The 23336-nt window shown below is 43.5% G+C and carries 30 protein-coding genes and 1 riboswitch; of the genes, 6 read left to right on the forward strand and 24 right to left on the reverse strand.

The window, feature by feature from the left end; genetic code table 11:
* Nucleotides 1-26: 26 nt before the first annotated feature.
* The 3 genes from P7F88_RS03005 to P7F88_RS03015 are packed head-to-tail and all read right to left on the reverse strand — an operon-like array spanning nt 27 to nt 2568.
* Nucleotides 27-752 (reverse strand): amino acid ABC transporter ATP-binding protein, encoded by a 726-nt coding sequence (locus tag P7F88_RS03005; protein WP_277824524.1) that lies wholly within the window; start codon nt 750-752, stop codon nt 27-29.
* A 22-nt stretch (nt 753-774) separates the two neighbouring features.
* Complete coding sequence (locus P7F88_RS03010; RefSeq protein ID WP_277821870.1) at nt 775-1722, reverse strand: ABC transporter permease subunit; 948 nt, start codon at nt 1720-1722, stop codon at nt 775-777.
* A gap of 48 nt (nt 1723-1770) precedes the next feature.
* Complete coding sequence (locus P7F88_RS03015; protein WP_277821871.1) at nt 1771-2568, reverse strand: transporter substrate-binding domain-containing protein; 798 nt, start codon at nt 2566-2568, stop codon at nt 1771-1773.
* Nucleotides 2569-2814: 246 nt separating this feature from the next.
* Here P7F88_RS03015 and P7F88_RS03020 point away from each other — a divergent pair, with 246 nt between their 5' ends.
* The 3 genes from P7F88_RS03020 (at nt 2815) to P7F88_RS03030 (ending at nt 4352) form a co-directional block, all read left to right on the forward strand.
* On the forward strand, nt 2815-3639 hold the full coding sequence (locus P7F88_RS03020) for a homocysteine S-methyltransferase family protein (RefSeq protein ID WP_277821872.1): 825 nt from the start codon (nt 2815-2817) through the stop codon (nt 3637-3639).
* On the forward strand, nt 3629-3727 hold the full coding sequence (locus P7F88_RS03025; protein ID WP_277824526.1) for a homocysteine S-methyltransferase family protein: 99 nt from the start codon (nt 3629-3631) through the stop codon (nt 3725-3727). The genes P7F88_RS03020 and P7F88_RS03025 overlap by 11 nt, the downstream gene beginning before the upstream one ends.
* 115 nt (nt 3728-3842) lie before the next feature.
* Entirely contained in the window at nt 3843-4352 is a 510-nt protein-coding gene (locus P7F88_RS03030) for a lipocalin family protein (protein WP_277821873.1), read from the forward strand.
* Between the two features lie 33 nt (nt 4353-4385).
* Here the strand turns inward: P7F88_RS03030 and P7F88_RS03035 are convergent, their stop codons facing one another.
* Nucleotides 4386-4703: a MazG nucleotide pyrophosphohydrolase domain-containing protein gene (locus P7F88_RS03035; RefSeq protein WP_277821874.1), complete on the reverse strand. Its 318-nt coding sequence runs from the start codon at nt 4701-4703 to the stop codon at nt 4386-4388.
* A 9-nt stretch (nt 4704-4712) separates the two neighbouring features.
* Nucleotides 4713-5177, reverse strand: coding sequence for a GNAT family N-acetyltransferase (locus P7F88_RS03040; protein WP_277821875.1), 465 nt, complete (start codon nt 5175-5177; stop codon nt 4713-4715).
* Nucleotides 5178-5434: 257 nt separating this feature from the next.
* Between P7F88_RS03040 and P7F88_RS03045 the strand changes: the two genes are divergently transcribed.
* Nucleotides 5435-5737 carry a hypothetical protein gene (locus P7F88_RS03045; protein WP_277821876.1) on the forward strand — a complete coding sequence of 101 codons (303 nt, stop codon included), beginning with the start codon at nt 5435-5437 and terminating at the stop codon, nt 5735-5737.
* A gap of 10 nt (nt 5738-5747) precedes the next feature.
* Here P7F88_RS03045 and P7F88_RS03050 read toward each other — a convergent pair whose 3' ends face one another.
* From P7F88_RS03050 to pduA, 19 genes are all read right to left on the reverse strand, one after another.
* A complete protein-coding gene (locus P7F88_RS03050) occupies nt 5748-6182 on the reverse strand; it encodes a EutP/PduV family microcompartment system protein (protein ID WP_277821877.1) in 435 nt (144 codons plus the stop codon).
* 27 nt (nt 6183-6209) lie between these two features.
* Complete coding sequence (locus P7F88_RS03055) at nt 6210-6569, reverse strand: BMC domain-containing protein (RefSeq protein ID WP_277821878.1); 360 nt, start codon at nt 6567-6569, stop codon at nt 6210-6212.
* Nucleotides 6570-6582: 13 nt separating this feature from the next.
* Nucleotides 6583-7131: a BMC domain-containing protein gene (locus P7F88_RS03060; protein WP_277821879.1), complete on the reverse strand. Its 549-nt coding sequence runs from the start codon at nt 7129-7131 to the stop codon at nt 6583-6585.
* 3 nt (nt 7132-7134) lie between these two features.
* Nucleotides 7135-8145 (reverse strand): 4Fe-4S dicluster domain-containing protein, encoded by a 1011-nt coding sequence (locus tag P7F88_RS03065; protein WP_277821880.1) that lies wholly within the window; start codon nt 8143-8145, stop codon nt 7135-7137.
* Nucleotides 8079-8519, reverse strand: coding sequence for a hypothetical protein (locus P7F88_RS03070; RefSeq protein ID WP_277821881.1), 441 nt, complete (start codon nt 8517-8519; stop codon nt 8079-8081). The genes P7F88_RS03065 and P7F88_RS03070 overlap by 67 nt, the downstream gene beginning before the upstream one ends.
* The gene (locus P7F88_RS03075) at nt 8516-9631 is read right to left on the reverse strand and encodes a 1-propanol dehydrogenase PduQ (RefSeq protein ID WP_277821882.1); all 1116 of its coding nucleotides are present in this window, start codon (nt 9629-9631) and stop codon (nt 8516-8518) included. Before P7F88_RS03075 ends, P7F88_RS03070 begins: the two co-directional genes overlap by 4 nt.
* 20 nt (nt 9632-9651) lie before the next feature.
* Nucleotides 9652-11055 (reverse strand): aldehyde dehydrogenase family protein, encoded by a 1404-nt coding sequence (locus P7F88_RS03080; protein ID WP_277821883.1) that lies wholly within the window; start codon nt 11053-11055, stop codon nt 9652-9654.
* Between the two features lie 2 nt (nt 11056-11057).
* The gene (locus tag P7F88_RS03085; protein ID WP_277821884.1) at nt 11058-12092 is read right to left on the reverse strand and encodes a cob(I)yrinic acid a,c-diamide adenosyltransferase; all 1035 of its coding nucleotides are present in this window, start codon (nt 12090-12092) and stop codon (nt 11058-11060) included.
* A 3-nt stretch (nt 12093-12095) separates the two neighbouring features.
* On the reverse strand, nt 12096-12383 hold the full coding sequence (locus tag P7F88_RS03090) for a EutN/CcmL family microcompartment protein (protein ID WP_277821885.1): 288 nt from the start codon (nt 12381-12383) through the stop codon (nt 12096-12098).
* A gap of 3 nt (nt 12384-12386) precedes the next feature.
* Nucleotides 12387-12902, reverse strand: coding sequence for a PduM family microcompartment protein (pduM, locus tag P7F88_RS03095; RefSeq protein WP_277821886.1), 516 nt, complete (start codon nt 12900-12902; stop codon nt 12387-12389).
* An 11-nt stretch (nt 12903-12913) separates the two neighbouring features.
* Nucleotides 12914-13567 carry a phosphate propanoyltransferase gene (locus P7F88_RS03100; protein ID WP_277821887.1) on the reverse strand — a complete coding sequence of 218 codons (654 nt, stop codon included), beginning with the start codon at nt 13565-13567 and terminating at the stop codon, nt 12914-12916.
* A complete protein-coding gene (locus tag P7F88_RS03105) occupies nt 13564-14181 on the reverse strand; it encodes a BMC domain-containing protein (RefSeq protein ID WP_277821888.1) in 618 nt (205 codons plus the stop codon). Before P7F88_RS03105 ends, P7F88_RS03100 begins: the two co-directional genes overlap by 4 nt.
* Before the next feature lie 2 nt (nt 14182-14183).
* Nucleotides 14184-14558 (reverse strand): glycerol dehydratase reactivase beta/small subunit family protein, encoded by a 375-nt coding sequence (locus tag P7F88_RS03110; protein WP_277821889.1) that lies wholly within the window; start codon nt 14556-14558, stop codon nt 14184-14186.
* Nucleotides 14558-16381 (reverse strand): diol dehydratase reactivase subunit alpha, encoded by a 1824-nt coding sequence (locus tag P7F88_RS03115; protein ID WP_277821890.1) that lies wholly within the window; start codon nt 16379-16381, stop codon nt 14558-14560. Before P7F88_RS03115 ends, P7F88_RS03110 begins: the two co-directional genes overlap by 1 nt.
* 78 nt (nt 16382-16459) lie before the next feature.
* The gene (gene pduE / locus P7F88_RS03120; RefSeq protein ID WP_277821891.1) at nt 16460-16981 is read right to left on the reverse strand and encodes a propanediol dehydratase small subunit PduE; all 522 of its coding nucleotides are present in this window, start codon (nt 16979-16981) and stop codon (nt 16460-16462) included.
* Between the two features lie 14 nt (nt 16982-16995).
* Nucleotides 16996-17646 (reverse strand): propanediol/glycerol family dehydratase medium subunit, encoded by a 651-nt coding sequence (locus P7F88_RS03125; protein WP_277821892.1) that lies wholly within the window; start codon nt 17644-17646, stop codon nt 16996-16998.
* Between the two features lie 12 nt (nt 17647-17658).
* A complete protein-coding gene (locus P7F88_RS03130; protein WP_277821893.1) occupies nt 17659-19323 on the reverse strand; it encodes a propanediol/glycerol family dehydratase large subunit in 1665 nt (554 codons plus the stop codon).
* A 20-nt stretch (nt 19324-19343) separates the two neighbouring features.
* On the reverse strand, nt 19344-20147 hold the full coding sequence (gene pduB, locus P7F88_RS03135) for a propanediol utilization microcompartment protein PduB (RefSeq protein ID WP_277821894.1): 804 nt from the start codon (nt 20145-20147) through the stop codon (nt 19344-19346).
* Entirely contained in the window at nt 20147-20428 is a 282-nt protein-coding gene (gene pduA / locus P7F88_RS03140; protein ID WP_277824528.1) for a propanediol utilization microcompartment protein PduA, read from the reverse strand. The genes pduB and pduA overlap by 1 nt, the downstream gene beginning before the upstream one ends.
* Before the next feature lie 569 nt (nt 20429-20997).
* Here pduA and P7F88_RS03145 point away from each other — a divergent pair.
* Nucleotides 20998-21816, forward strand: a complete 819-nt coding sequence (locus P7F88_RS03145; protein ID WP_422127370.1) for an MIP/aquaporin family protein — start codon at nt 20998-21000, stop codon at nt 21814-21816.
* A gap of 126 nt (nt 21817-21942) precedes the next feature.
* Nucleotides 21943-22860, forward strand: coding sequence for a transcriptional regulator PocR (gene pocR, locus P7F88_RS03150; RefSeq protein ID WP_277821895.1), 918 nt, complete (start codon nt 21943-21945; stop codon nt 22858-22860).
* Nucleotides 22861-23045: 185 nt separating this feature from the next.
* Nucleotides 23046-23219, forward strand: a riboswitch (cobalamin riboswitch).
* Nucleotides 23220-23336 lie beyond the last annotated feature (117 nt).

A 23336-nucleotide genomic window follows, 5' to 3' on the forward strand; every position in this document is an offset into this window, starting at 1 on the left:
ATATAAGCAAAGTAACCAATTGAGTTTTATAGAATGCTGGCAAGAAATTTCTGCAATCGAGGATGCTTAGGTTGGTCAAAGAAGTTTTCCGGGCTGTCATCTACCAGAAGTTCACCGTCTTCCATAAACAACACTCTGTCAGCAACTTCTTTAGCGAAACCCATTTCGTGAGTAACAACCACCATGGTCATCCCTTCCTGAGCGAGAGACTTCATTACATCCAGTACCTCGCCCACCATTTCTGGATCTAGTGCTGATGTAGGTTCATCGAACAGCATAATGTCTGGCTTCATCGCCAGTGAACGAGCGATAGCAACACGCTGCTGTTGACCACCGGATAACTGGCTCGGAAATACTTCCTTTTTATCTCCCAGTCCAACGCGAGCTAACAGACCTTCGGCTTCCGATTTGACCTCTGATTTATCACGGTTAGACACTTTCTGAGGGGCTAGCATTACGTTGTCGCGAACAGAAAGGTGAGGGAACAGGTTAAACGACTGGAATACCATACCGACGTTTTCACGCAGTACGTTGATATCAGTATTTTTGTGGTACATGTTGATACCATCGATGATGATATCGCCACTACTGATCTCTTCCAGTTGGTTCAGTGTACGAAGAAAGGTCGATTTACCTGAGCCAGATGGACCAATGATAACCACTACTTCACCGCGTTTTACTGTCGCTGAAACATTTTTTAGTGCATGACATTGGTTTGGATAAATTTTTTCTATATTAGTTGCGATGATCATGTCATCGCCTCTGAATTCGGGTCTAGTCACTGCTTGCTAACCTCTTCTCGATTTTTTGAACACCAAACGACAACGTAGAGGTAAGTACCAGATAAAGCGCTGCTACTACAAACCACACTTCAAATGACGCGAAGCTTCCACTCACGACTTCACGACCTGCTTTCGTTAAATCGGTAATAGAGATAACAGAAACAAGAGAAGAGTCTTTAATCAGGTTGATTAACTGCCCGGCCATAGGAGGAAGGGTACGTTTAAATGCCTGAGGTAAAATAACGTAGATCATCGCTTTCGGATAAGTCATACCCAAAGAGCGTGCAGCTTCCATTTGGCCTGGAGGAATAGATTGAATACCAGAGCGAATAATTTCGGCTATGTAGGCACCGGTAAAAATAGAAAGGGCTGCAATACCAGCCGTATAGCGGTCTAAATCGAAAACAGTACCAAGGAAGAAGTAAACAATGAATATCTGCACCAGCAGTGGTGTGCCCCGGATAATCTCTACATAAAGCAGAGCAAGGTTTTTACTCATTGGATTGGCCGATATTCTCATCAAGGCAGCGACAAGGCCAATCAATATGGCAAAAAACAGAGAGATAACGGAAAGCTTCAGAGTCATTATCAACCCTTGAATTAACACTCCCGGCTTACGCTGTTCCACGCTAGAGATCAAATCGCCTTCAAACAACAGGTCGCCTTCGGCTACCATTACTTTGTTGGTCGTATCAATAACCTGGGAAGGATCACCATCGTCAAATTCGATAACGAGTTGGCCTTCAGCGTTGAGTGCAACAGTACCGTCGCCCTCTGCATATGTTTCTAGAGGCGAGTTATCGATGATATAAGGGAGAATTCTACCCCACTGCCATGTGTAGTTGATTTTCTGGGAAGCGGTATAGATACCATATCCAATGACAATCAAAGCTAAACAGAACAGCAGATGCCAAATCCACGAATTTGTTTTCTTTTGCATAAACACACCAAAAAGGAGGTCAGGGAAGCTCCCTGACCCAAATAGAAATTACTTAATTTGTTTTTGCCAAGCGTCGCTCTTGAACCACTTGTTATAGATGCGATCGTAAGTACCGTCGCCTTTAATCTGGCGAAGGAAGTTATTCAGGAAATTCACCATATCAAGGTCACCCTGTTTAACGGCAATACCCAGTGGCTCGTAAGTAAATGGTTCCAGAATAGCGGCAGTTTTATCTGCGTTCTGAGCTGTAAAGATTGAAACATATGGCATGTCGTATACCATTGCATCCGCTTTACCGTTAATAACCTCCATAGCCGCATCGGTTTCTGTTTCAAATGCGTTGTACTGAGCTTTATTAACCATACGTTTAGCAACCTGTTCGCCTGTTGTACCAAGCTTACTGGTGATAACGTACTTAGGATCGTTTAAGTCCTTGTAGCTTTTGATCTTACCTTCGTGTTTAGGGTTAAGAATCAATGACTGACCTATAACGATATATGGGTCTGAGAAGTTCACTTTCATGTTACGTTGAGCATTGATAGTCATACCAGCAAGAATCATGTCGCACTTACCTGTTACTAACGCTGGGATAATGCCATCCCATGCAGTATTTACAGGAACATACTTAACGCCCATCTGCTTAGCCATCACCTTACCAAGGTCGATATCAAAGCCAATGTAGTTACCGTTTTTAGCCTTCATTTCAAAAGGCATATAACCTGCATCGAAACAAGCACGTAGCTCGCCTGACTCCGCGATACCATCCAGAACTTCACCTGCTGAAACATTTGCTGAAAGCAATGCTGCTGCACCTACTGCTAATAATTTACCTGTCATTTTTTTCATCTGATCACACGTCCATATTGTTTTAAGTCTGTATGAATTGAATTGTAATTCATGTTTACCGCATGATTATGCCATAATAATTCAGTTTGGCTATATTTATATTCTGAATAATAAAAACTAGAGCAAATTATGTTCGAAGTTGGCGCATAAAATTAGTACAAATTAACATTGGTATAACAATTTAACGGTTGTCTACAGAGATTCGAAACAATTAGACTTAAAACAAAAATACAAACGAGAAAAGTAATGAGTGAGAAGAAAGTCAAAATCCTTGATGGTGGGATGGGAAGAGAACTAGAGAAGCGAGGCGCGCCATTTCGTCAACCAGAGTGGTCGGCGTTGGCCATGATGGAAACTCCTGAAGTTGTATGTGATGCGCACAGAGCTTTTATTCAGAGTGGAGCTGAAATAATAATTACCAACAGCTACGCCTTAGTACCTTTCCATATAGGTGAAGAAAAATTTAAACAGCAAGGATTATCGCTGGCGGCTAGCGCCGGTGAAATGGCAAAAAAAGCTTCAAAACTTGAAGATAACGGAACCCTAGTCGCTGCATCGATACCACCGTTATTTGGTTCGTATCGCGCGGATCTTTATCAGCCTGAACGAGCCGAAGAGGTGGTCACATCACTTATTAAAGGCCAGGCACCCTACGCAGATATTTGGCTTGCAGAAACACAAAGCCTGATGGCTGAAACCTTCGCTGTACATGAATATGTACGTAAACTTGATGGTGACGAAAAGCCATTTTGGGTCGCGTTCACTATTGAAGACAGTGTTCCAACAGTTCAACCTCAACTGCGTTCTGGTGAAACAGTTAAGCAGGCGGTAGAGGCAATGTTGCAGTTGAATGTTGCAGCTATTCTATTTAACTGCAGTCAACCTGAGGTGATGGAAAGCGCTTTAAAGGTGGCTAAAAAGGTGTTGAGTTCGTCAGGTAATAATGAGGTTGAGCTAGGGGTATATGCCAATGCATTCCCTCCAACGACACAAGATGAAGCAGCGAATGATGGCTTGAGTGAAATGCGTGAAGATCTCAACTTATCTACCTATACTGGATATGGCGGTTAAGTGGTCTGAATGTGGCGCTACGATTATTGGTGGGTGTTGTGGAATAGGACCAGAGTATATTGCTGCTCTTGCCAAGCAGTTTCAATAAACAATGGAGACTCGGTAACATATAATTTAAATAGTAACTAGACTTATAGATATGTTGCGAGCTCGCTGCTATTTGGGATCATTACCAACTTATTTTTGCTGGAGGCAACGCCCACATGAGAAATCTTTTTATGATCGTATTGGCTGTGGTGTTAACGGGTTGCCTTGGTATGCCAGAAAACATCCAGCCAGTAGGGGAGTTTAATGCTCAGCGCTATATGGGGAAATGGTATGAGGTTGCTAGGCTCGACCACAGCTTTGAACGCGGATTAACGAAAGTCACAGCTGAGTATGCAATTAAGGAAAGCGGTAAAATTTCAGTTATCAACAGAGGGTATTTAGCTGAGCAGGACGAATGGAAACAAGCAGAAGGCAAAGCCTATTTTGTCGACTCTGAGCAAGAAGGCTATCTAAAGGTGTCGTTCTTTGGACCTTTTTATGGCTCTTATGTGGTTTTTGAATTAGGAGAGAAGTATGAGTACGCTTTTGTTTCTGGTCCAAATAATGATTATTTGTGGCTATTATCCAGAACTCCAAGTGTAGATAACGAACTTAAAGATAAGTTCATAAACAAATCAAAGGTACTTGGTTTTGATGTGAACAATGTTATTTGGGTAGAGCATTAGTTAGTTAAAGTTTTAGCGGTCACTTTAGTATACCTAAGACCACTTACGTTGTTTATTCTGTTCTTCTTTTGCTAAAAACGCTTTTTCAAGATCAATATTATATCGATTAGCTATGGAGCAAAGATAGATAAAAATATCAACGAGTTCGCCGCTCAATTCGCCAACTTTCGAATTTGCGTCAATAGCTATCCCTTCGGCTTTTCGGACGGCTTTAAATAGTTCTCCCACTTCCTCGCCAAGTAATAGGCACTTGTCTTTGGCATTTTGATCTGCAAAACCTCGTTCTGTTTCTAGCTCTGAGACGTATTTTTGAAAATCAGTCAGTGTGGGGCTTTTCTTTAACTCAGGCACAATAATTCCTTATCCACTAGCTAATTGAAGTGTCATAAAGCAGCTATTTGGGTCTGGTTTATAAGCAGCAAAAGGTTCGCAGTAGCTAAAGCCAAACTTTTCATATAAAGATCTTGCTGGGCCGAAGTAATCTTCTGCGCCTGTTTCCAAACTAATTTGCTTATAACCTCGCGTCGATGACTCCTTGATAACATGCTGAAGTAGCTTACTGCCAACGCCAGTTTTTCGTGCATTGGTAGAGGTTCGCATCGATTTGATCTCAGCGAGCTCTTGGGAATGTTGTTTAATAGCCACACAGCCCATTAGTTCATCATTCATCCAAGCGCTAAAAAAAGTGATCTCAGGTGATTTAAGTTCATCGATATCTAGAGCATGAACACTCTCGGGTGGTGATGTCGCATACATGTCGGCAAGGTGCTCTTCAAGAAGTGCAAGCACTTCTCCTCCCGATAGATCGTCAACTTTAATCTTCACTTTTACTCCCTTTTAGCGCTTATTTTACGACATTATAGCCACTGATTAACGCGTTAAGATATGTTTTTTACTTAACTACCTCAAACGATAACTTCGAAAAAATAGAAGTGTTACTTCTAAATAATCGTTTTTATCGAACCATAAATAAATAATAAAGTTGAGCTTATTACATATAAACAAGCTGTGTTTAATAAGTTTATTGTTTTAATCTCTCCCCCGCCAGACAAAGGATGTCGGTGTATATAGGTACTAAAGATATGAAGGAATTTACAACACGCTACGCTGTATTTAAAACAAATTTAGGGTATGCACTTAAGTTAAAGAAACTTCCTAATGGTTCTTATGTTAGTCAGGATGGCATGACTTTAACGTCGATTTCAGCGTTTAATCAAAACTTTAACCATCAATTACCGGTATCGGAAACGAGTATGGCGCTAGTAAACTCAGATGTTGTTAGTGTTCGGGTACCAGCACATACTGATGACGAAGGTTATAAAAAAGAGCGCGCATTCCCTTTAGAAGAAATCAAATATTATCTGAATGTGAAAGCAGCGAGCTAACGGTAACTCGCTACTCCCAACCTAAATAAGATCTTAAAGGTTCAATTCCTATTCCTTCGATTGCCGAGGTAGTAAATATCTCGCTTACCCCAGCAGCATGGAGGAACTCGCAAGCTCTTTCTGAACGGGTTTGTTGCATGTCCGACTTGGTCACTACACCAATAACCGGGCGGTTAAATACCTGTGCAAATAGAGGGGCAAAGATACTATAGTCTGTATCAGCACTTTGCACCAAAGCCACAATATCTGAATCGTATGACGTGTTAATTAGTGCACTGTAGAGGCGAGGATTTTCCAGATATTCACCGGGAGTATCAATCGCGGAAAAACAGAATTCCAGCGACTGAGTTTTTTGATATTGAATAGGTTGGTGGGTTAGGGATTGTATGAGCGTTGTCTTACCACACTCGCTTTGACCCACCAACATGACGCGCTTACTACTCATAGGCTATATGTGACCAAATAAAACGTATTACGTTCTCGTTAACTGACAAGAGCTAAATTTCATCATATCGCCCAGTGTATAAATAACCTGTTTAAGTGCGTACTCCACAGCAGATACATCGCCAGTGATAACCACTGAGCCTGTAAAGCGGTCCACAAAGCCTAGGTCAACGGCACCTGATTTGGTTGCGATATCACCTGCAATAATGGATGCCTCACTTGGAGTAATGGTCATAATGCCAATCGCATTACCCGAGTTGCCATTTTCAGTGGTTAATCCCAGCTTTTTAAACAGGTTTTTATTAGGGTTGGCAATCAGGTGTACCAGGGTAATCTGTTTACCCGGTACGTATTCCTGAATCACTCTTTCTTTGTCATCACTATGCATGTGTAACCTCTGATTACATCAATTGCTGCCAAAGTGCGGCATCTGGTTTTGCAATCACACTGTTCTGTACCAACAGACCTTTCTCGCCAGCATCCTGAGAGGCGTTAGCTACCGCGGCTTTCACATCGGCAATATCACCGTTTAGCACCATGTAACATTTACCACCGATACCAAACGCCATATGTATGCGAACCAATTGAACATTTGCCGATTTAACTGCACGATCCGCTGCCGTAATACACGCACCAACACTGTAGGTTTCTACCACACCAATAGATTGTTTCTTTGGTACCTCGTTAACGCCGCTTAATGCAGGAAGAATGGAGGCGTGTACATTCGGGATAACAAAGTGATCCACCGTCATATGTTCACCGGCTTTTCGACCATTTTCTACTGCTTGTTTTACTGCACCAATTTCACCGCCAATCATCACAATATACTTACCAGGACAGATTGTTTTTGTCACAAGCAGACTAACATTGGCACTTTTAAGCATTACATCGCTTACCTCTATGCCGCGGGCAATACTGGTTAGCTCTACCAGACCAATTGCGTGATACATAATTTACTCCCTGATAATTGTGATAGCGGAATCGCTGATATTGCTAACAGTGCCATTGATACTGGCGTGAATAGAGACACCTAGAGCTTCGTCATCTGGCTGGGCAATACATTGTCCGAGAGAGACCTTATCACCAATAGATACAACCGGTTTTGAAGGTGCCCCGATATGTTGTTGAACCGGAATAACGATCTGATCTGGTTGCCAATCCAGAGGTTCTAGTGGTGCCGCTTTTGCGTAGTTTTCTATATTCAACTTAGCAACCAGGCGTTTTACCGGCACCATACGATACTCTGCCATAGGATCTGCAGGTCTAAGTTCTCCTTCGTATCGTGCTCCCTGTTCGCGAAGTTTTTTCTTTAGTATCTTATTTACTCGCATAGGGGAGATATCTACTGGGCAGGCATAAGCTTCACAGACACCACACTCTGAACAGGTTAGGGCAGACATAAGCACCGACGGTTTCGCTACGTTTTCGTAGCTGATTGCTTTAACGAGTTCACTTGGTGGAAGTTCATGACCAACCAAATGACGAGGACAAAGCTCAGTACATAGACGGCATTGTTCGCATACGGTTTTCGCCATATTGATGACGCTTTGGTCAGACTGTTTTTGTCTTCTTATTAGAATATGGTCATCCGGGAACACTAACAGACCACCCGTTGTTTTGGTTACTGGAGTCGAAAGGTCTTCAACCAGTTTGCCCATCATAGGACCACCGGAGATAAATGCCGGATTTAGAATCGTCGTTCCACCGGCTAAGTCCAGTGCTTCCTGCAGTGATATACCGATTGGTACAGTCAGTGTTACGGGTTTAGCGACGGCACCGTTTATCGTTAGTGTGCGATGAGTAACAGAGGCCTCACTTTCAAGTGCATCAGCAACCTGAATCAAAGTCTGAACGTTGTTTACCATCACGCCAACAGAAGCGGGTAGCGCGCCTGCGGCTACTCGGCGTCCTGTCGCCATCCAGATAGTAATAACTTCATCACCCGCAGGATAGACGTCAGGCAAAATATGAATTCTAACGTTTTCGGGAAGTAGAGAGTCAGCGCATCAATCGCTGGCTGGTATTTCTGCTTAAGTGCTATCACGCCTTCTTTGGCGTTGGTCATCATCATGCCATAGAGTAGGCCGCGGATTAGTTTATCCGGAGTTTGTGCCATAAGCTGCTGGTCGACTTTGAGCATGGGTTCGCATTCAGCCGCGTTAACCAGATAGATCTCTGCTTCTGCCTGCATTTTTACGTAAGTTGGAAAACCCGCGCCACCTGCTCCCACGATGCCAGCGTCGCGGATTTTCCGTAAGAGGGTCGGCTTGTCATGCTGGACAAAAGTCTGGTTTGCCAGTTCAACATTTCGGTCTGCCGTGTCTAAAAATGGAGTCATACTACTGCCTCAAATAACTTGCGGATTTCATTTTCGGAAGCCCGGTATGGATTAGTTTCAAAAGTTTTATCAGCTTGCGTTGCTTTTACCATCTCAGGCAGCTTTTCTCTCAATTGCCTATGATCGACACCGTTGGCACGCATAGTACCCTTGATGTTGATTTCCTTGAGCAGTTGTCGAATTTGATAAACAAGCTGGTTTACCGCCACATTATCGTTTACCCCTTTTGGGCATAACTGACAGAATTTAGCCAATCGAGCATAGCGTTTACGAGCACGGATATCTTTTGCGTTTAACTTAATTGTATGGGGTAACAATAGGGCGTTCGCCAGTCCATGTGGCATATGGTATTGAGCACCTAGCTGATGAGCCAGTGCGTGGTTTATACCCAAACCTGACTGTGTGAACGCCATGCCCGCCATAGCTGAGGCGTTGTGCATTTTTTCCCGTGTAGAAACACACTTCCCATTCCGGAAAGCAATGGGAAGGTACTTAAAGACAATGTAAGTTGCTTTCTCTGCCAGAGCATCCGTAAAGTCATCAGCTCCAGTTGATACATAAGCTTCAATAGCGTGTGTTAGCACATCCATTCCAGTATTTGCCGTGATGTTGTCAGGCAGGGTTACAGTCAGTTCTGGATCGAGTATGGCGACATCTGGGAAAATATCAGGGTGGAAGATCGGATGTTTTTTGCCCTGCTGCTTGTCACTTATGACCGTTGCTGATGAGACTTCAGAGCCTGTACCACTAGTTGTCGGAATTGCAATACAGTACTCAAGACCTAAATCTTGATGCTGTGATGCGATAAAATTCATTGCTTTGGCGGCGTCAATAGCTGAACCACCCCCAAACCCGATGATTACCTGAGGTTTTATCTTATGCAGTTGCTCAATGCCTTTTACGACAGTTTCAATGTCTGGATCTGGCGAGATATCTGAAAAAAGATAGACCTCATTTTTTTCTTTAAGCTGATTTTCAAGTCGCGCAAAAAGAGGACTGCTTGCTAAAAAGCCATCGCACACTATCCAGATCTTTTTACCGCTGAACTTATTTAAGTAGCTCAAACTGCCAACGCCACTATATACCTTTGTTTTGACTGAAAAATGGGTCATATCTTTTCCTTGTCCTGATGTTAACGGATAGAGAATCCGTTATGCAGTACACAGCGTCGTGTGCGTGCGAACGATCGAGCTGATGTTGTGCCTTCCCCTGTTGGAGTTGCGATAGTAAATGTGTTGAAGCTTTCCGCGCCTACACCGATACCGCCATATGAAGGGCCGTTCTTAACAAAAATAGAGGTTTGCATTAGCTGGGCCACTTTGTTGAGGCGAGACACGTTCTGAGAGTGCATGATTGCTGTGTGGTGCAGGTTGTTTTCTATCTTAAGAGAAAGCTCAAGGCCTTCTTCAAAGTCTTTAACTCGCACAACAGGAATTACTGGCATAAGCTGCTCTTCAATAACAAACAAGTCGTCTTTGTCTGCTTCGAAAATAATCAGTTTTGGTTCGTTTTCTGGAACATGTAGGCCAGCTGCTTCTAGGATAGTTGCAGGGCTACGACCAACCATATTCTTATTAACAGTGGTGCCGTTGAAGCAAGCGTTGCGAAGCTTCTCAATGTCAGCCGGATCAGTAAGCAGATGCGCGCCAAACACTTTCATCTGTTCAATAAGACGAACAGCGACGCTTTCTACAACAACAACAGATTTTTCTGCGATACAAGGCACGTTGTAGTCCAGCGATGCGCCTGCAACGATGCTTTGAGCAGCCGTTGTGATTTCGGCAGTTTCGTCAACCAGACATGGTGGGTTACCAGCACCGGCACCGATCACTTTTTTACCGGTTTTCATTGCTGCGTCTACGATACCCGGGCCACCAGTTACTGCAAGAAGTGCAATTCCCGGATGGACCATCATTTCCTGAGTAGACTCAAATGTAGGCTTATCTAATGTAACGATCAGGTTACGAATACCACTCGCTTTAAAGGCGATCTCTTCCAGCTTTTCGATTAGCCAAATCGAAATCATTTTAGCGCCAGGGTGAGGGCAGAAGTAAACGGTGTTACCTGCTGCTAGCATTGAGATTGAGTTGTTGATGATAGTCTCTGTCGGGTTAGTACTTGGCGAGATAGAGCCGATAACACCAAATGGAGAGTATTCAAACAAAACCATACCATCATCGCCGGTTAGGGCTTCTGTCGTCAAGTCTTCAACGCCAGGTGTATTTTCCAATGCAGCTGTGTTTTTCAAGATCTTGTGTTCTGTGTTGCCCATTCCTGTTTCGGCCGCTGCATCAGCAGAAAGCTTAGGAATGAGTGGTGCAACTTCTTTTCGTATAGCAGAAATGATTGCCATACGTGTTTTTAGAGGACTTTGGAAATAACGCTGATACGCCTTTTGTGCTGCTTTAACTGCACTGTCCACATCACTGAAAATCGCCACTTGTTCAGATGCATCACATGCTGGTGTTGAAGTATCTGATGATAGCTTCTCTACCAGTATGTTACGAACAATGGTCTCTAGTTCGGTTGTATTCATGTTTATTTTTCCTCTAACTCTAATCCGGCAATAGCGGCGGTGGCGATATTGATATCTTGTTCAACAGAGCCCCCACTGATTCCTATTGCACCAATTATTTTGTTGTTGTGATAAAGAGGAAGACCCCCACCGAATGTGACTAGCTGTCCTTCGCTGATGGCTTCCAACTGATAAAGATCGCTGCCTGGTTGAATCAAGCCGGGTAGCTGGTGTGTCGCACATTTAAGTGCAATAGCTGTGTATGCTTTCTTAGGTGCCAGTTCGATGCTAGCTAGCAGAGAATCTGGCATACGATAAGTGATGATGAGGTGACCGTGTTCATCCATCACTGAGATAACCATAGGTACGTTAATTTTTAATGCGGCATCAACAGCCTGTTGTAACATTTTGTGCACGCGTATAAACCCAAGTGATGACGGGTCTTCTTTTAATGTATTCATGTTTGTTTCACTTGTTTTTGAACTGTTGTCGGAAACCGCTTGTTGATATTTTTCGACAACGGTTTTAACGATGCCTTCTTTGTATGCAATGTGATCTTCTAATCTAGATACTGCATAAAGAAAATCTGACATTCGATTCAGATACTTAAGGGCAACTGAACGAACATTAGTGGTTTGACTTAGCTCTACAAGGCGACGTTCAGCTCGACGAGCGATGGTTCTCGCCAGATGCAGACGGCTACCTGATTCGGTAGCGCCAGGCAATACAAAACTCGTTACTGGAGGCAGTGCAGACATACAGCGATCTACTGCTTTTTCTAGTGCCTCTATGTCCTGTATTTCTACAAATCGTTCTTGTTTGTTTTTGCCGTTGCCAGAGTCTGCGATTTCAGCGCCTAGATAGAAAAGCTGATGTTGAATATCTTCAAGAAGCTGGCGGTTGTACTCATCTTTTACCGCTTTAGCAGCGAAACTAAGGCATGAGTTTAATTCGTCAATCGTGCCGTATGTATCGACTCGTTCATCAGATTTCGAAACTCTTACGCCACCAATCAGAGAAGTTTGTCCTGCGTCGCCTTTTTTAGTGTAGATAGCCATGACTTACATCTCCTCCTGATAGGTTAGCGAGTCAACAATGCCGACAATGGCAGCATCAACCGCATCGCCCATGCCATCGATAGCATGGCGTGCCGAAGAACCGCGTGTAACAAAAACCAGTTCACCTTCACCTGCACCTACTGAATCAACAGCGATTTCATCGGAGAGGTGTGCATCTTCAGGATAAGAACCGTCACCACGAATAGGGCGGATGATCAGTAGCTTTTTGCCAACCAATGATGGTGTTTTTTGAGTGGAAACAACGGACCCAACTACTTTTGCTAATTGCATAATTTACTCCGCCTTGATCAATTTTATTTGTCTCTGGTTCAGCATTTCAGTTGCTAACGCGGTAATCAGAGAGCGGGAAGGGGCTACCAACCAACGTCCCTTTAGAACCACGGCAAGGGAGTAATCAATCACTTTGGATGTAGTGACATTAATCTCTTGCCCTAGCTGGTCAAAATAGGCGATGGGCAGCCCTGACAAACTGGTTATCGGAATGCGTGCCAGTAAATTTTCGTGAATACTTATTTGAAGAGTCATGCCATACGAAACTGCATCCATCACGGTTTTAACCGCTGGATTACTGTCATCTGAAGAGGCGAGTTTGCATAGGAACGACAGGTCAGCAAGTGTTATGGATAACACGCTATATCCGGTAAAAATGGATGGCGATAAACCTTCTCCAAGCGTGGTGACATTGGTCTTATAAACGGCACCTTCTCGCTTTTCCAACATCTTTATGACTGCTTCGACAATCATCGAGATATCGGGAGCATTCTTACTTTGGTCGGGGCTATAACTCACACTCAGGCTCCTTACTCAACAGAATTAAGCAATATGGCAAACGCTGAATTGTTTCCTACATCAGCCGCATTCGCTTCATCGGTATCTATGTGCATTTCCAGAACTAATTCGGGAGCAACACGAATAGCGACATCGTCAAATACTGTTTTACGTTGGGTTCCCTGAATCGAAACTTTTACCGTATCACCATGCTTAACGTTGTAGACAAGTGCGTCTAATGGAGACATATGGATATGTCTTACTGCAACGATGGCTCCCTGAGACAGTTCTATCTCACCAAATTCACTAATTAAGGTTACACCTGGAGTTCCATCAAGTGCCCCGGACATACGTAGTGGCGCTTTTACACCCAAAATTCGCGCGTCTGTTGCAGAAAGCTCTACTTGAGTAGCACTGCGAAGAGGGCCAAGTACCCGTACACGTTCCAGTTGTCCTTTAGGACCTTTTACTGTTACGGTCTCTTCAGCTGCGTAGTGCCCTGGTTGAAGCAGCATTTTCTTTACCGTCAAATCATTACCAGGAAACAGTGCCTTAAAGTCGGGCTCTGAAAGATGGATATGACGATTAGAAATACCAACCGGAATAGGGCGATGACGCATCTCTTCAAATACAGTTTCTATGGAATCGCGAACCTTTTGTTCGCTGATCGTTGTTTCTGAGGTCATCTTTTCTTACCTTCGTGAATACAGTCTACGTGTGGTTCGCCTTTCATACGCGGACACTCTGGGTCCTGACATAAGTTGCAAGTTGCCTTTTTGGGCTCTTCTTGGGCAGAAGGCAGTTCAGCGCTCTCTGAGAAAGGTGTTTCTTCTTGTGCTTCTTCGATATCTTCCGCTACGCTAACTTCAGATTCAGATTCAGATTCAGATTCAGATTCAGATTCAGATTCAGATTCCTCTAAAACAGCTTCAGGCTCAGGATCTTCGTCTTCTTGTTCGGGCTGCTCTTCTTCCGAAGACTCTGGGGCGATAGGAGCTTCTACTTCAGAAATTGGATCCGGCTTATCCTGTGGGACAATAGTGGCTAGCAGTTTTGCGTCTGGGCGTGAGAGCACTTTTTGTGCGACAAACCCGTTGCTTTGCTCTGCTAGTGCTGCGCCGGTTGCAACCGCAGCTTGAACTGCCGCAACATCTCCAGTGACTTTGATGGTCATCCAACCACCACCTTTTGCAGTATCGATACCAACCATGTTGATTGCTGCGCACTTGGCCATTGCATCAGCGGTATTAATCGCTAGTGCCAGCCCTTTTACTTCTAATAAACCTAGAGAAACTTTCACGTCTATTCTCCTGTCTGGTCAAATGTGTTTTTAAATGGAATGCCTTTTACTAAACGGGCGGCGTTGTTCCCAAGTGCTCTAAGTGCAGCACTGTTATGAATTGTTCTTGTATTTGCAGTAAATAGAGGTGCTTCTTCGGGCAGATTCTTTTGATGAATCACCATCTCTTGTTCTGTACATGCAATGCCGACCGAAAGAGCTGAAAGCTGAGAAGCTTCATAGGCCTGACTGATGAGCTCTTGGTTTGCGATCTCCTCAAGTTGAAAAGGGATGCTCTCTTCTTCGATGCCAAACAGTACTTCCTGCCACTCAGAGGGAAACTCACTACTGTTGTAGCGAATGTGGATCGAAGGTTTATTGTCGACAAAAAGGTTCATTATTTGTCTCCTTTAATGTGAGACAAGATCAAGCCTGTTGCTACAGCATTACGTGGACCTTCACAGCCGCGAACATTACCCTGTCCTGCTACCAGGTTGTAATGTGCTAATGAGTCGGTAACTAACTGTGGTATTTCAAAATCAAGCGATGAACCACCAACCAGAACCACAAACGGAATATCTCGGATATTGCCTGTTGGGCTTACGGACTTCAGTGCACGTATAGAGTTTTTCACGAAAACACGGGACTTAGCTGAACGTCGAATGGCTTTAATTCGCTCTAGCGGTAGGTCACCACTTAGCGGGATAAACTTGTCCTCCTTCACCACTACCACGCGAGCAAATACATCTGCGGGAAGTGGTTTTTCAAAGAACTGTACCGTGCCGTCTTCGTGGCGAATGTGGAAAAGGCTTTCAACTTTCGCAAGAGGGTAACGCTTTATATCTTCAGCCAGATAACGGTCTTCTAGTCCCAGTTCAGCGGCGATAATCATGGTGACCATCTCACCGGCGCCTGCAAGGTGGATAGCAATGATATCGCCGCTGGAATTAATAATAGATGCGTCGGTAGAACCTGCTCCGAGATCCAGGATCGCCATCGGCTTATCGGTTCCTGGTGTAGTTAATGCGCCCAAAATTGCGGCTTCGGCTTCCGCACCACCAATTTGTACGTCTATGTTTAGTGTGTTGTGTATTTCTTCGGCGATGCGCGCCATTTGTAGGTGGTCTGATTTCACCATTGATGCGATGCCAACAGCGTGTTCCAGCGAGAACTCACCCGCAAGACCGCCTTTTACAGTCACAGGAACAAAGGTATCTACAGCAAGAAGGTCCTGAATAAAGACTTCATTGGTTGGCTTGTTGGTAAGCTCAGCCATCGTTTGGCGAACGTTTTCCAGCATACCGCCAATATTAGTACCAGTTTCTCCGGTTACGTTATCTATCTTGCTGCAAGAGCCGACAGCATCCATTATTGCGTCACTACCGGCGGTGATCTCTACAGTGAGTGTTTTATTTTCACTGAATATAGACAGTGCTCCCGCGGGTATAGTGCGGGCTTTTACATCACCTTCTGGTGTTTTTACTACTACAGCAGAGCGTGTACCAATTAATGCACGAGCGATAGGAACAACACTTTTGGTTTCATCGGAGGTTAGGTCGAACATTGTAGCTATGCCATATGGGTTCGACAGGGACTTAATCACTTGCCCCGGAGCTGCTACTTCAATCGCAGCATTCATTCCCATTGGAATTTTGTCGATATAACTCACTTCATCAATAATCGGAATGACTTTATCCAGGCGGTTGTTTACCAGTACACCATCGTCTTTTTGTAAGATAGCGCCGACAATCTGATAGCCAGCGTTTGAAGAGGCATTAATCATTGCCGCAACATCGGCAAAGTCGACCTCTTTTGGCACGACCAAAATGTATGGTTTGGAGTTGTCTTTTGTAAGCAGGTCACTGATTGAGATGGTTTCGCCTGCACCTATGCCTAATCCGCCTGGTGTCTTAGGGTTGTGACCAATCATTGTTGATTCGGTGATGATGGTTTCTGTAATCATCTCCATAGCAACGTCGCCAATAACCGGCGTTGCCTCGTTAATTCTTATTAGGTCAAGATCGTTGACCGTAAGTCCGGCTTTCTCTACAACCAGATTTAATGATTTGTATATACCCACCAGGTTCTGTTTAGTTCCTTTGATCCCCGTGGTTTCTGTTAGTGCACTGGCAACAAATTCTTGTAATCCGTTTTGTTCAACTCGGGCTAAAGCCACTTCTGTTGAAGAGTTACCTATGTCTACACCAACGATATATTTCATAATACTTCCAGTTTTCAGTCATTGTCTGCAAAAAAACTCTCCCCCTTAAAGTAGGAAAAAGGGGAGAGTTAAGGTGGCTTAGTTATCGCCTTTTAGTTTCTTTCTTTGCTCATAAAGCTCGGCAGCTTCTTTTACGTAACCAGCACAAACTGTTGCCTGATATTTGCTTTGAAGTTCCTGGGCAATATCTAACAACTCTTGTTTACTTGAGCGGTAAGGGCGAAGAGCGTTATATATTTCAAGAACACGTTCATCAGGAACTTGCGTTAGTTCTGCAGCACGCTCGAAGTTAACCGCAAGCAACTCACGACCAGCACTACGCGCGATATCAGCCTGAATTCTTAAAATTTCAGGGGTGATACGCATGTCCTGGTTAGTAACAGTGCCGTTAATTACGCCTTCAAGCGTGATATCGTCTGCTGTTTTACCTGTAGGAGTTTTAACCCAATCAGGGTGTTTACTTGCCAAAGGGTAATCGCTGACGGTTGCGCCCGATTTGCTTTGAGGCTTTGCGCTAGCAGAAGATGGTGCAGCACCTTGCTGACCATTCATTTTATCCAGCACCTCGCGAACCATAGATTCAATTGCTTCTGAGTTCATTTTTATAATCCTTCTTAAATGGCAACCTGTAGCTCTACTGCATTCTTACCAACCACAACGTGTTTGGTTTCTTTAATATGCAGAACCGCTGATTTAGCTTGATACTTAGGTCTAGCCATCTGGTCATTCAGTGTTGGAACTGGCTGAGGCGTTTCACCTTTTGCATACTTAGCAGCGTTCTTACCGATTTGGCGGTAAGTATCCAGGGTAAGTAGCGGTGCCTGAGGGAACAGTTCTAGGTTAGATAGTGGTGGTAAGCCTTTCTGGTGGATTACCGTCGTACCTTTTGACTGAATTCCGATACAGATGCCGCTGCCACAAAGGTTTTCCCCTTCCACAGCAACAAACGCTACGTCAGAAGATTTAAAACAACGAACAACACGAGCGCTTAAACCTTCTTCTTCAATACCTGCGATCATTTCACGCAAAATATTTTGGTGAGGTACGCCTACGATGCTTTCTGTTTGTGAAAGCCCGAATGCAGGACCAACAGCGATAACAACTTCGTCTTTCTTAGTGCTTACTTTTGCTTCACCAAGGTCGGTTAAAAAGCTCTTTCCGCTTGGCTTATCTGCAAACGAAACCGCTTTACTTTCGCCCTGAGTAGGCATGTTAGTGATCACGTCTTCAATGATCTGTCTAAGTAGTTTTTCATTAATTTCCATGGTCACTCCCCCTTAACCCAACTCGTTCGGATCTAATGCGTTTGGAATATTCTTAACCTGTTCCCAACGTTCACCTTCTAGTCGGTAACCAGTCGCAGGACCGGCATAATCGTTCAGGTGGTTCACCGCTGACACTACTTCGTTATCACCAAGGATAATTGCGGAAGTGTGTAGGTAGTCTCCGGAAATTTTTGCTTTTTGAATGTTAAGCATGTCTTGCGCAATATCGTCAAAACCACCTTTCACAAGCGCTTGAACAACCTCAAGACCTGTTCTGTTTTCATCGATGATTTCTTGCGCTGCTTTAATATCTTCAACCATGTTACGTTCAGGCATATCTTTCGAACCGTGAGCGTAGGTTGCAGCAGTTACTTCTTCATCTGTGATTTCTGGTAGCCCCATGCCAGCAAAGATAGCTTGCATTGCGCGGGCTGCTTTGTTTCGGGTTGCAACAACGGCTTCTTCGGTTACAGGGTTCAGACCACCGTCAACACGAAGGTCACGCTGAAGTACGGTGTAATCGTCAAAGTCTTCTGCGTCTTCGTTTGAACCTGCAAACATGTTGTCGTAGTTAGGAGTCGCTGAGTAACCAGAAGAGATAAAGTCGGTACCAGGCAAGAACTGCATTAGCATTCGAGCAGTACGACGCATATCAGAGTGCGTGAACGTCTGGTCATTACTTGATGCACATTCAAGGTCAATAGTTGTACAGATCAAGTTTTCAGCAAGGATTGCACGAACACCAGATGGAACAGCTGTTGGAACGCCAACACAACTAACAGAACCGTTCTGCAATCCCTGTACACCAGCTGCTTTAGTGATGAAAATACAACGAGCTTCCAGGTAAAGCATCGACTTACCTTCCGCATAACCCATTTGTACTTCAGAGCCACTACCAGAGGTAAAGCGCATTTTCAGACCACGAGACGCATATGAAGATGCAAGGAAGCCTTTAGACCAAGGCGTATCATCACCATCGGTAAATACTGGCTCAGTACCATAAACAGAAATCGTTTCTGCATAGCACGTGTGGCCTAGCATACCTAGCTTAAGCTCAGTCGCTTCTTCTAGTGCGCACTGAGTCAGTACGCCGGGACGACCAACCTGAGAACCAACAAGCAGAGCAATAGCGTTGAATGGCGCGTAACGTGCTACTGCAACGGTAGTTTCTTGCTCATCGAATCCGCGAAGTGCACCTTCAGCAGCATCAGCTGCGATTTGCACCGGGTTGTCCTTAATGTTGGTTACGTGAGCCTGTTGAGAAGGTGACTTTCTTGGACGCATTTTTTGCATCGCCATCATCATTTCAACAACGTTCATCTGTGACATAACTTCTACAAGTTTCGCAGGAGTCATCGCTGTAGACAGAGGAACAATCTCAGAACGCGGTACATTAGGGTCACAAAGCATATTGGCAAACTTCACAGAGTCTATAGCCATTGCTTTTTCTGCGTTTTCCAGATTAATACCGTAGCGCGCAATAAAGTGGTCGATTAGATCGAACTCAGATTTTGGTTTGCTGTCTAGTTCGACAACCTCACCGTTTACAATCTTAATCGAAGGTTTTGGGTCGTTCGGGCTTTCCATCGCGATAAAGCCTTCTTCTACCCACTCTTTAACAAAACCATCCTTGTTAACAGGGCGCTTTGCTAATGCTTCAAATCGTTTTGATTTCATGGAGCAACCTCTGTTAAATGTTAAATATAAGAAGGACGGGTATTTACTGGCTCGTCACCCATAGTTGACAGTAAGGTTTTACCTACTTCGCGAGCGGAAGTAACAGCTTGTCTTACAGCGCCAGAGTCGCCAGAGATGATTAGGATCACTTCGTTACTAAAGGAAGTACCGTTAGAAGGAGAGCTATAAGCTACAGTTTCTACGTTTGCAGATTTAACTGCTGTATCTGCCATTAGTACGCCTACAGCAGCAGGTGCACCAACGATTACGCCACACGCTTTACCTAGAGGAGCACCAAATGCTTTTTCCAGTGCGTAGCTTGCGCGAGCACTGTATTGAAGTTCGATGTGACCAGCATCGTTCGCGTATACGTCACCAAACGTACGATCAATCTCTTTTAGAGCGACTTCTACTGCGCGGCGAACGTCAGAAACGTCATCACCGCCAAACACGATAAGAGAACCATGGCCAGCACCACCTTTTGTATCGCGTGGAAGCTCAATTGAAACCACTTCGGTGTTAGTGCCTTTTACGGCTTCATCCGCAGCCATAATATGTGGACCTGCACCTACGCGTGCCCCCATGATGCCGATAGAGCGGTAGCGCTTTTCAAGCTTCATTGCGTCTAGTACTTCGCTATCTACGTTTGCGATAACCAGACCGATAGTGTCACCCATCGCTGTACCAACGAATTCAGTTAAACCACACGTCTTTTCCATTATTTTGCCTCGTTGTTTTTCATTCTGGTCAGATGTTGCATCTGCTTTGTCGTTGACCTTAGCCATAACCTGAGCCATGACTGCGTCGACCAGGTTGCTATCCATTACTCAATTCCTTTAGGTAAAATTTTCTCTACATCAGTGTGTGGGCGTGGAATTACGTGAGTTGCTACGATTTCGCCAACGTTAGCTGCAGCAGATGCGCCAGCGTCTGTCGCTGCTTTAACTGCACCTACGTCTCCACGAACGATAACTGTTACCAGACCAGAGCCGATTTTTTCGTAACCTACTAGATCTACGTTTGCTGATTTAACCATGGTGTCCGCCGCTTCAATCGCTGCTGTTAGACCTTTAGTTTCAACCATTCCTAGTGCTTCTTGTTGCATAACTACCTCGATATTTAATTTGGTGTTTGTTTTTTCGAACATGAGAACTCGGAGTTAAATCTATACGGTGTTGAGGAAAAAAATTGTGTACTTACAGGGCAGTATTTGGCAAAAAAACATCAATGGGATGTGAAATAATTGTTCTTGATGTTATTAAACCCCACGAGCACAGGGCTTTAGAGGCGAGGGTGAGGATATAAAAATTTTCTCAGCGGATATTTTCACAATCGAGATCTAGAGCAAATTATTGGCATATTTATGAGCTTGCTAACACTTTGAGATATTTAAAAAGACAAAAATATATTGCTGTTTAAATATTGGGCAATGCTATTAAATACAATGACATATCTGTTGTAATCAAGAGTAAAATGACAATATAGTTGCATGGCATGAAGACAAAAAAGTGCTATACAGCGTACCGAATGACAATTTATTGCTATGAGAATGGCGTATAGTAAAAGTCAGGAAAAAGATGACTTATTTCCAAAAGAACAATTATCAGAGAACTCAATTAATTATCTATTTACATTAACAATAACACCATTTCGTCACATTTCTTGGATCGATGTATGACGGAACTAACTGGAAGAAATGATATGAAAGATACATTAAAAGGACAGTGTATTTCTGAGTTCTTGGGTACAGGGCTGTTTCTGTTTTTTGGCGCTAGCTGTTTAGCAGCCATAAAAGTCGCAGGTGCTAGCTTTGGTTTGTGGGAAATTTGTATTACGTGGGGTTTGGGTATCTCACTTGCTGTTTATTTGAGTGCAGGTATCTCCGGCGCGCACCTAAATCCAGCGGTAACGGTGGGGCTTTGGTTATTTGCGAATTTTGATAAAAGAAAGGTTATCCCCTACGCACTATCCCAAACAGCAGGCGCATGTTTCGGTGTTGCTATGTGTTACTTGATATATGCAGATTTGTTTATCGCGTACGAGCAAGCTGAAGGTATGGTTCGCGGTAGTGAAGAGAGCCTTTACCTGGCAAGTATATTTAGTACCTATGCAAATGGCGCGATTCCACTTTGGCGCGCATTCCTAGTTGAGATAGTTATTACAGCAACTCTGATGGCGTTGATTCTAGCGTTAACAGATGATGGAAATGGCGTTCCTAAAGGTGCAATGGCTCCACTACTTATTGGTATTTTAGTTGCAGTAATCGGCGCAGCCACAGGTCCATTAACTGGCTTTGCAATGAATCCTGCCAGGGACTTTGGTCCTAAGCTGTTTGCATGGATGGCGGGTTGGGGTGAAGTAGCCTTTACAGGAGGGAGAGATATCCCTTACTTCATTGTTCCAATTGTTGCGCCTTTAATTGGTGCGATTATTGGCGGTGCTGGCTATAGGGCACTTATCACCAATAATTTGCCCGGAACAGCAACGGATTAAATCAATATTGATTTAATTGGTGGTAATAGTTCCCCATTTTGATATCTTTCATCAGAGATGGCGTAGGTGATGTTGTGAACTTGATACTGTTATCACTTTAGAAATCAAAGTTAAAAGGAAATTCTAATGAATCGACCAGAAAGCTTCCTGGAATCTCAGGGAATAAACAAGGTTTTACAAGACTTTGCTAATGCAACAGGGCTTGCAGTGGTTCTGGTCGATATCGATGGCAAAGAAGTATCGGCTTGCTTTAACTTTACTAGCTTTTGTCAGAAAATCAGGAAAAAGCCTGAGTTGTACGCAAGATGCATAGAAAGTGATCGATGTGGGGGGCTAGAGGCATCAAAATCAAATAAGCCGTGTGTGTATCGTTGTCATGCTGGATTAGTTGATTTCTCTATACCTTTAATTGTAAGTGGTCATCTAATTGGCTTTGTACTCTGTGGTCAGATTAGAGTCGAAAGTGGTACGAAGGTCGGAGATATCCAGCTGGTTGATATGAAATGGATGAAAGACGCGGAGCTAATAGAGGATTACAACAACATAGCTGTTGCAGATTATTCCAAAGTTTTTTCTGCCGCGGATTTACTTAAAACGTTAGTTGATGACTCAATTAAAAAACATATGGATTTTGTTGTTATTAACGATAAATATGATGTTAGAACTTTATTTAAAGTAAATGATAATAGTCAGCCTCATGACAGCAAAATTAAAAAAGCATTGAGATATATAGAGGCACATTTCTTTGAAGATGTTGGACTTGAAGAAGTTGCGGATCATGTTTATTTAAGTCCCCACTATTTCAGTAAGCTATTCAAAAAAGAGATGAAAATCGGTTTTAATGCCTACGTTAATCAGCAAAGAATGATTGGCGCTAAGAAGATGCTGCAATATAGTGATTGGTCAATTTCAAGAATTGCGCATAACCTAGGTTTTTCGGGGGCAAGCTATTTTTGTAAAGTGTTCAAGAATGCGTACAAAATAACACCGCAAGAATTTAGGGAATCGTTAAAAGATGAAGAAGAAATATTAGTGGATGTTTAATTATTTTTCGGATAAATAATTTGCTATATAAACATGATGGATGTATTTATTAAATTTGTTATTGGTCGGCAATTTTTGTATTACTGAGTGGTCGGAATTTATCATGGACGCAAAACTTAATCGAAACTTCTATCTTTTTGTATAAATTGATAAGTATCAATTTAGATAAGTTAACCATGTGAGAACATTCTCACAAGCTATTTAGTGCTTGGCGATTATACGAAATTGATTCGTAGCCAAAGTTAAAAGTGAATCAGGTGAGAATCCTGGACTGTACCCGCAACTGTAAGCGGATAGTTTGTATCGGTAGATTTGCAAGTTATCCGTAAGTCAGAACCTGCTAAATTGCGATACCCGAATAATTCGGGAACAGATCAAATAGAACAATCTGGGCGGGAGCACTCAGAGTCGTCTTGTCACACGATTTCTCCTGCCCTTGCTGTAAATAAAATTTGAAATGTATATACATTTTGGAG

It is taken from the genome of Vibrio hannami (assembly GCF_029589055.1).
Lineage (GTDB): Bacteria > Pseudomonadota > Gammaproteobacteria > Enterobacterales > Vibrionaceae > Vibrio > Vibrio hannami.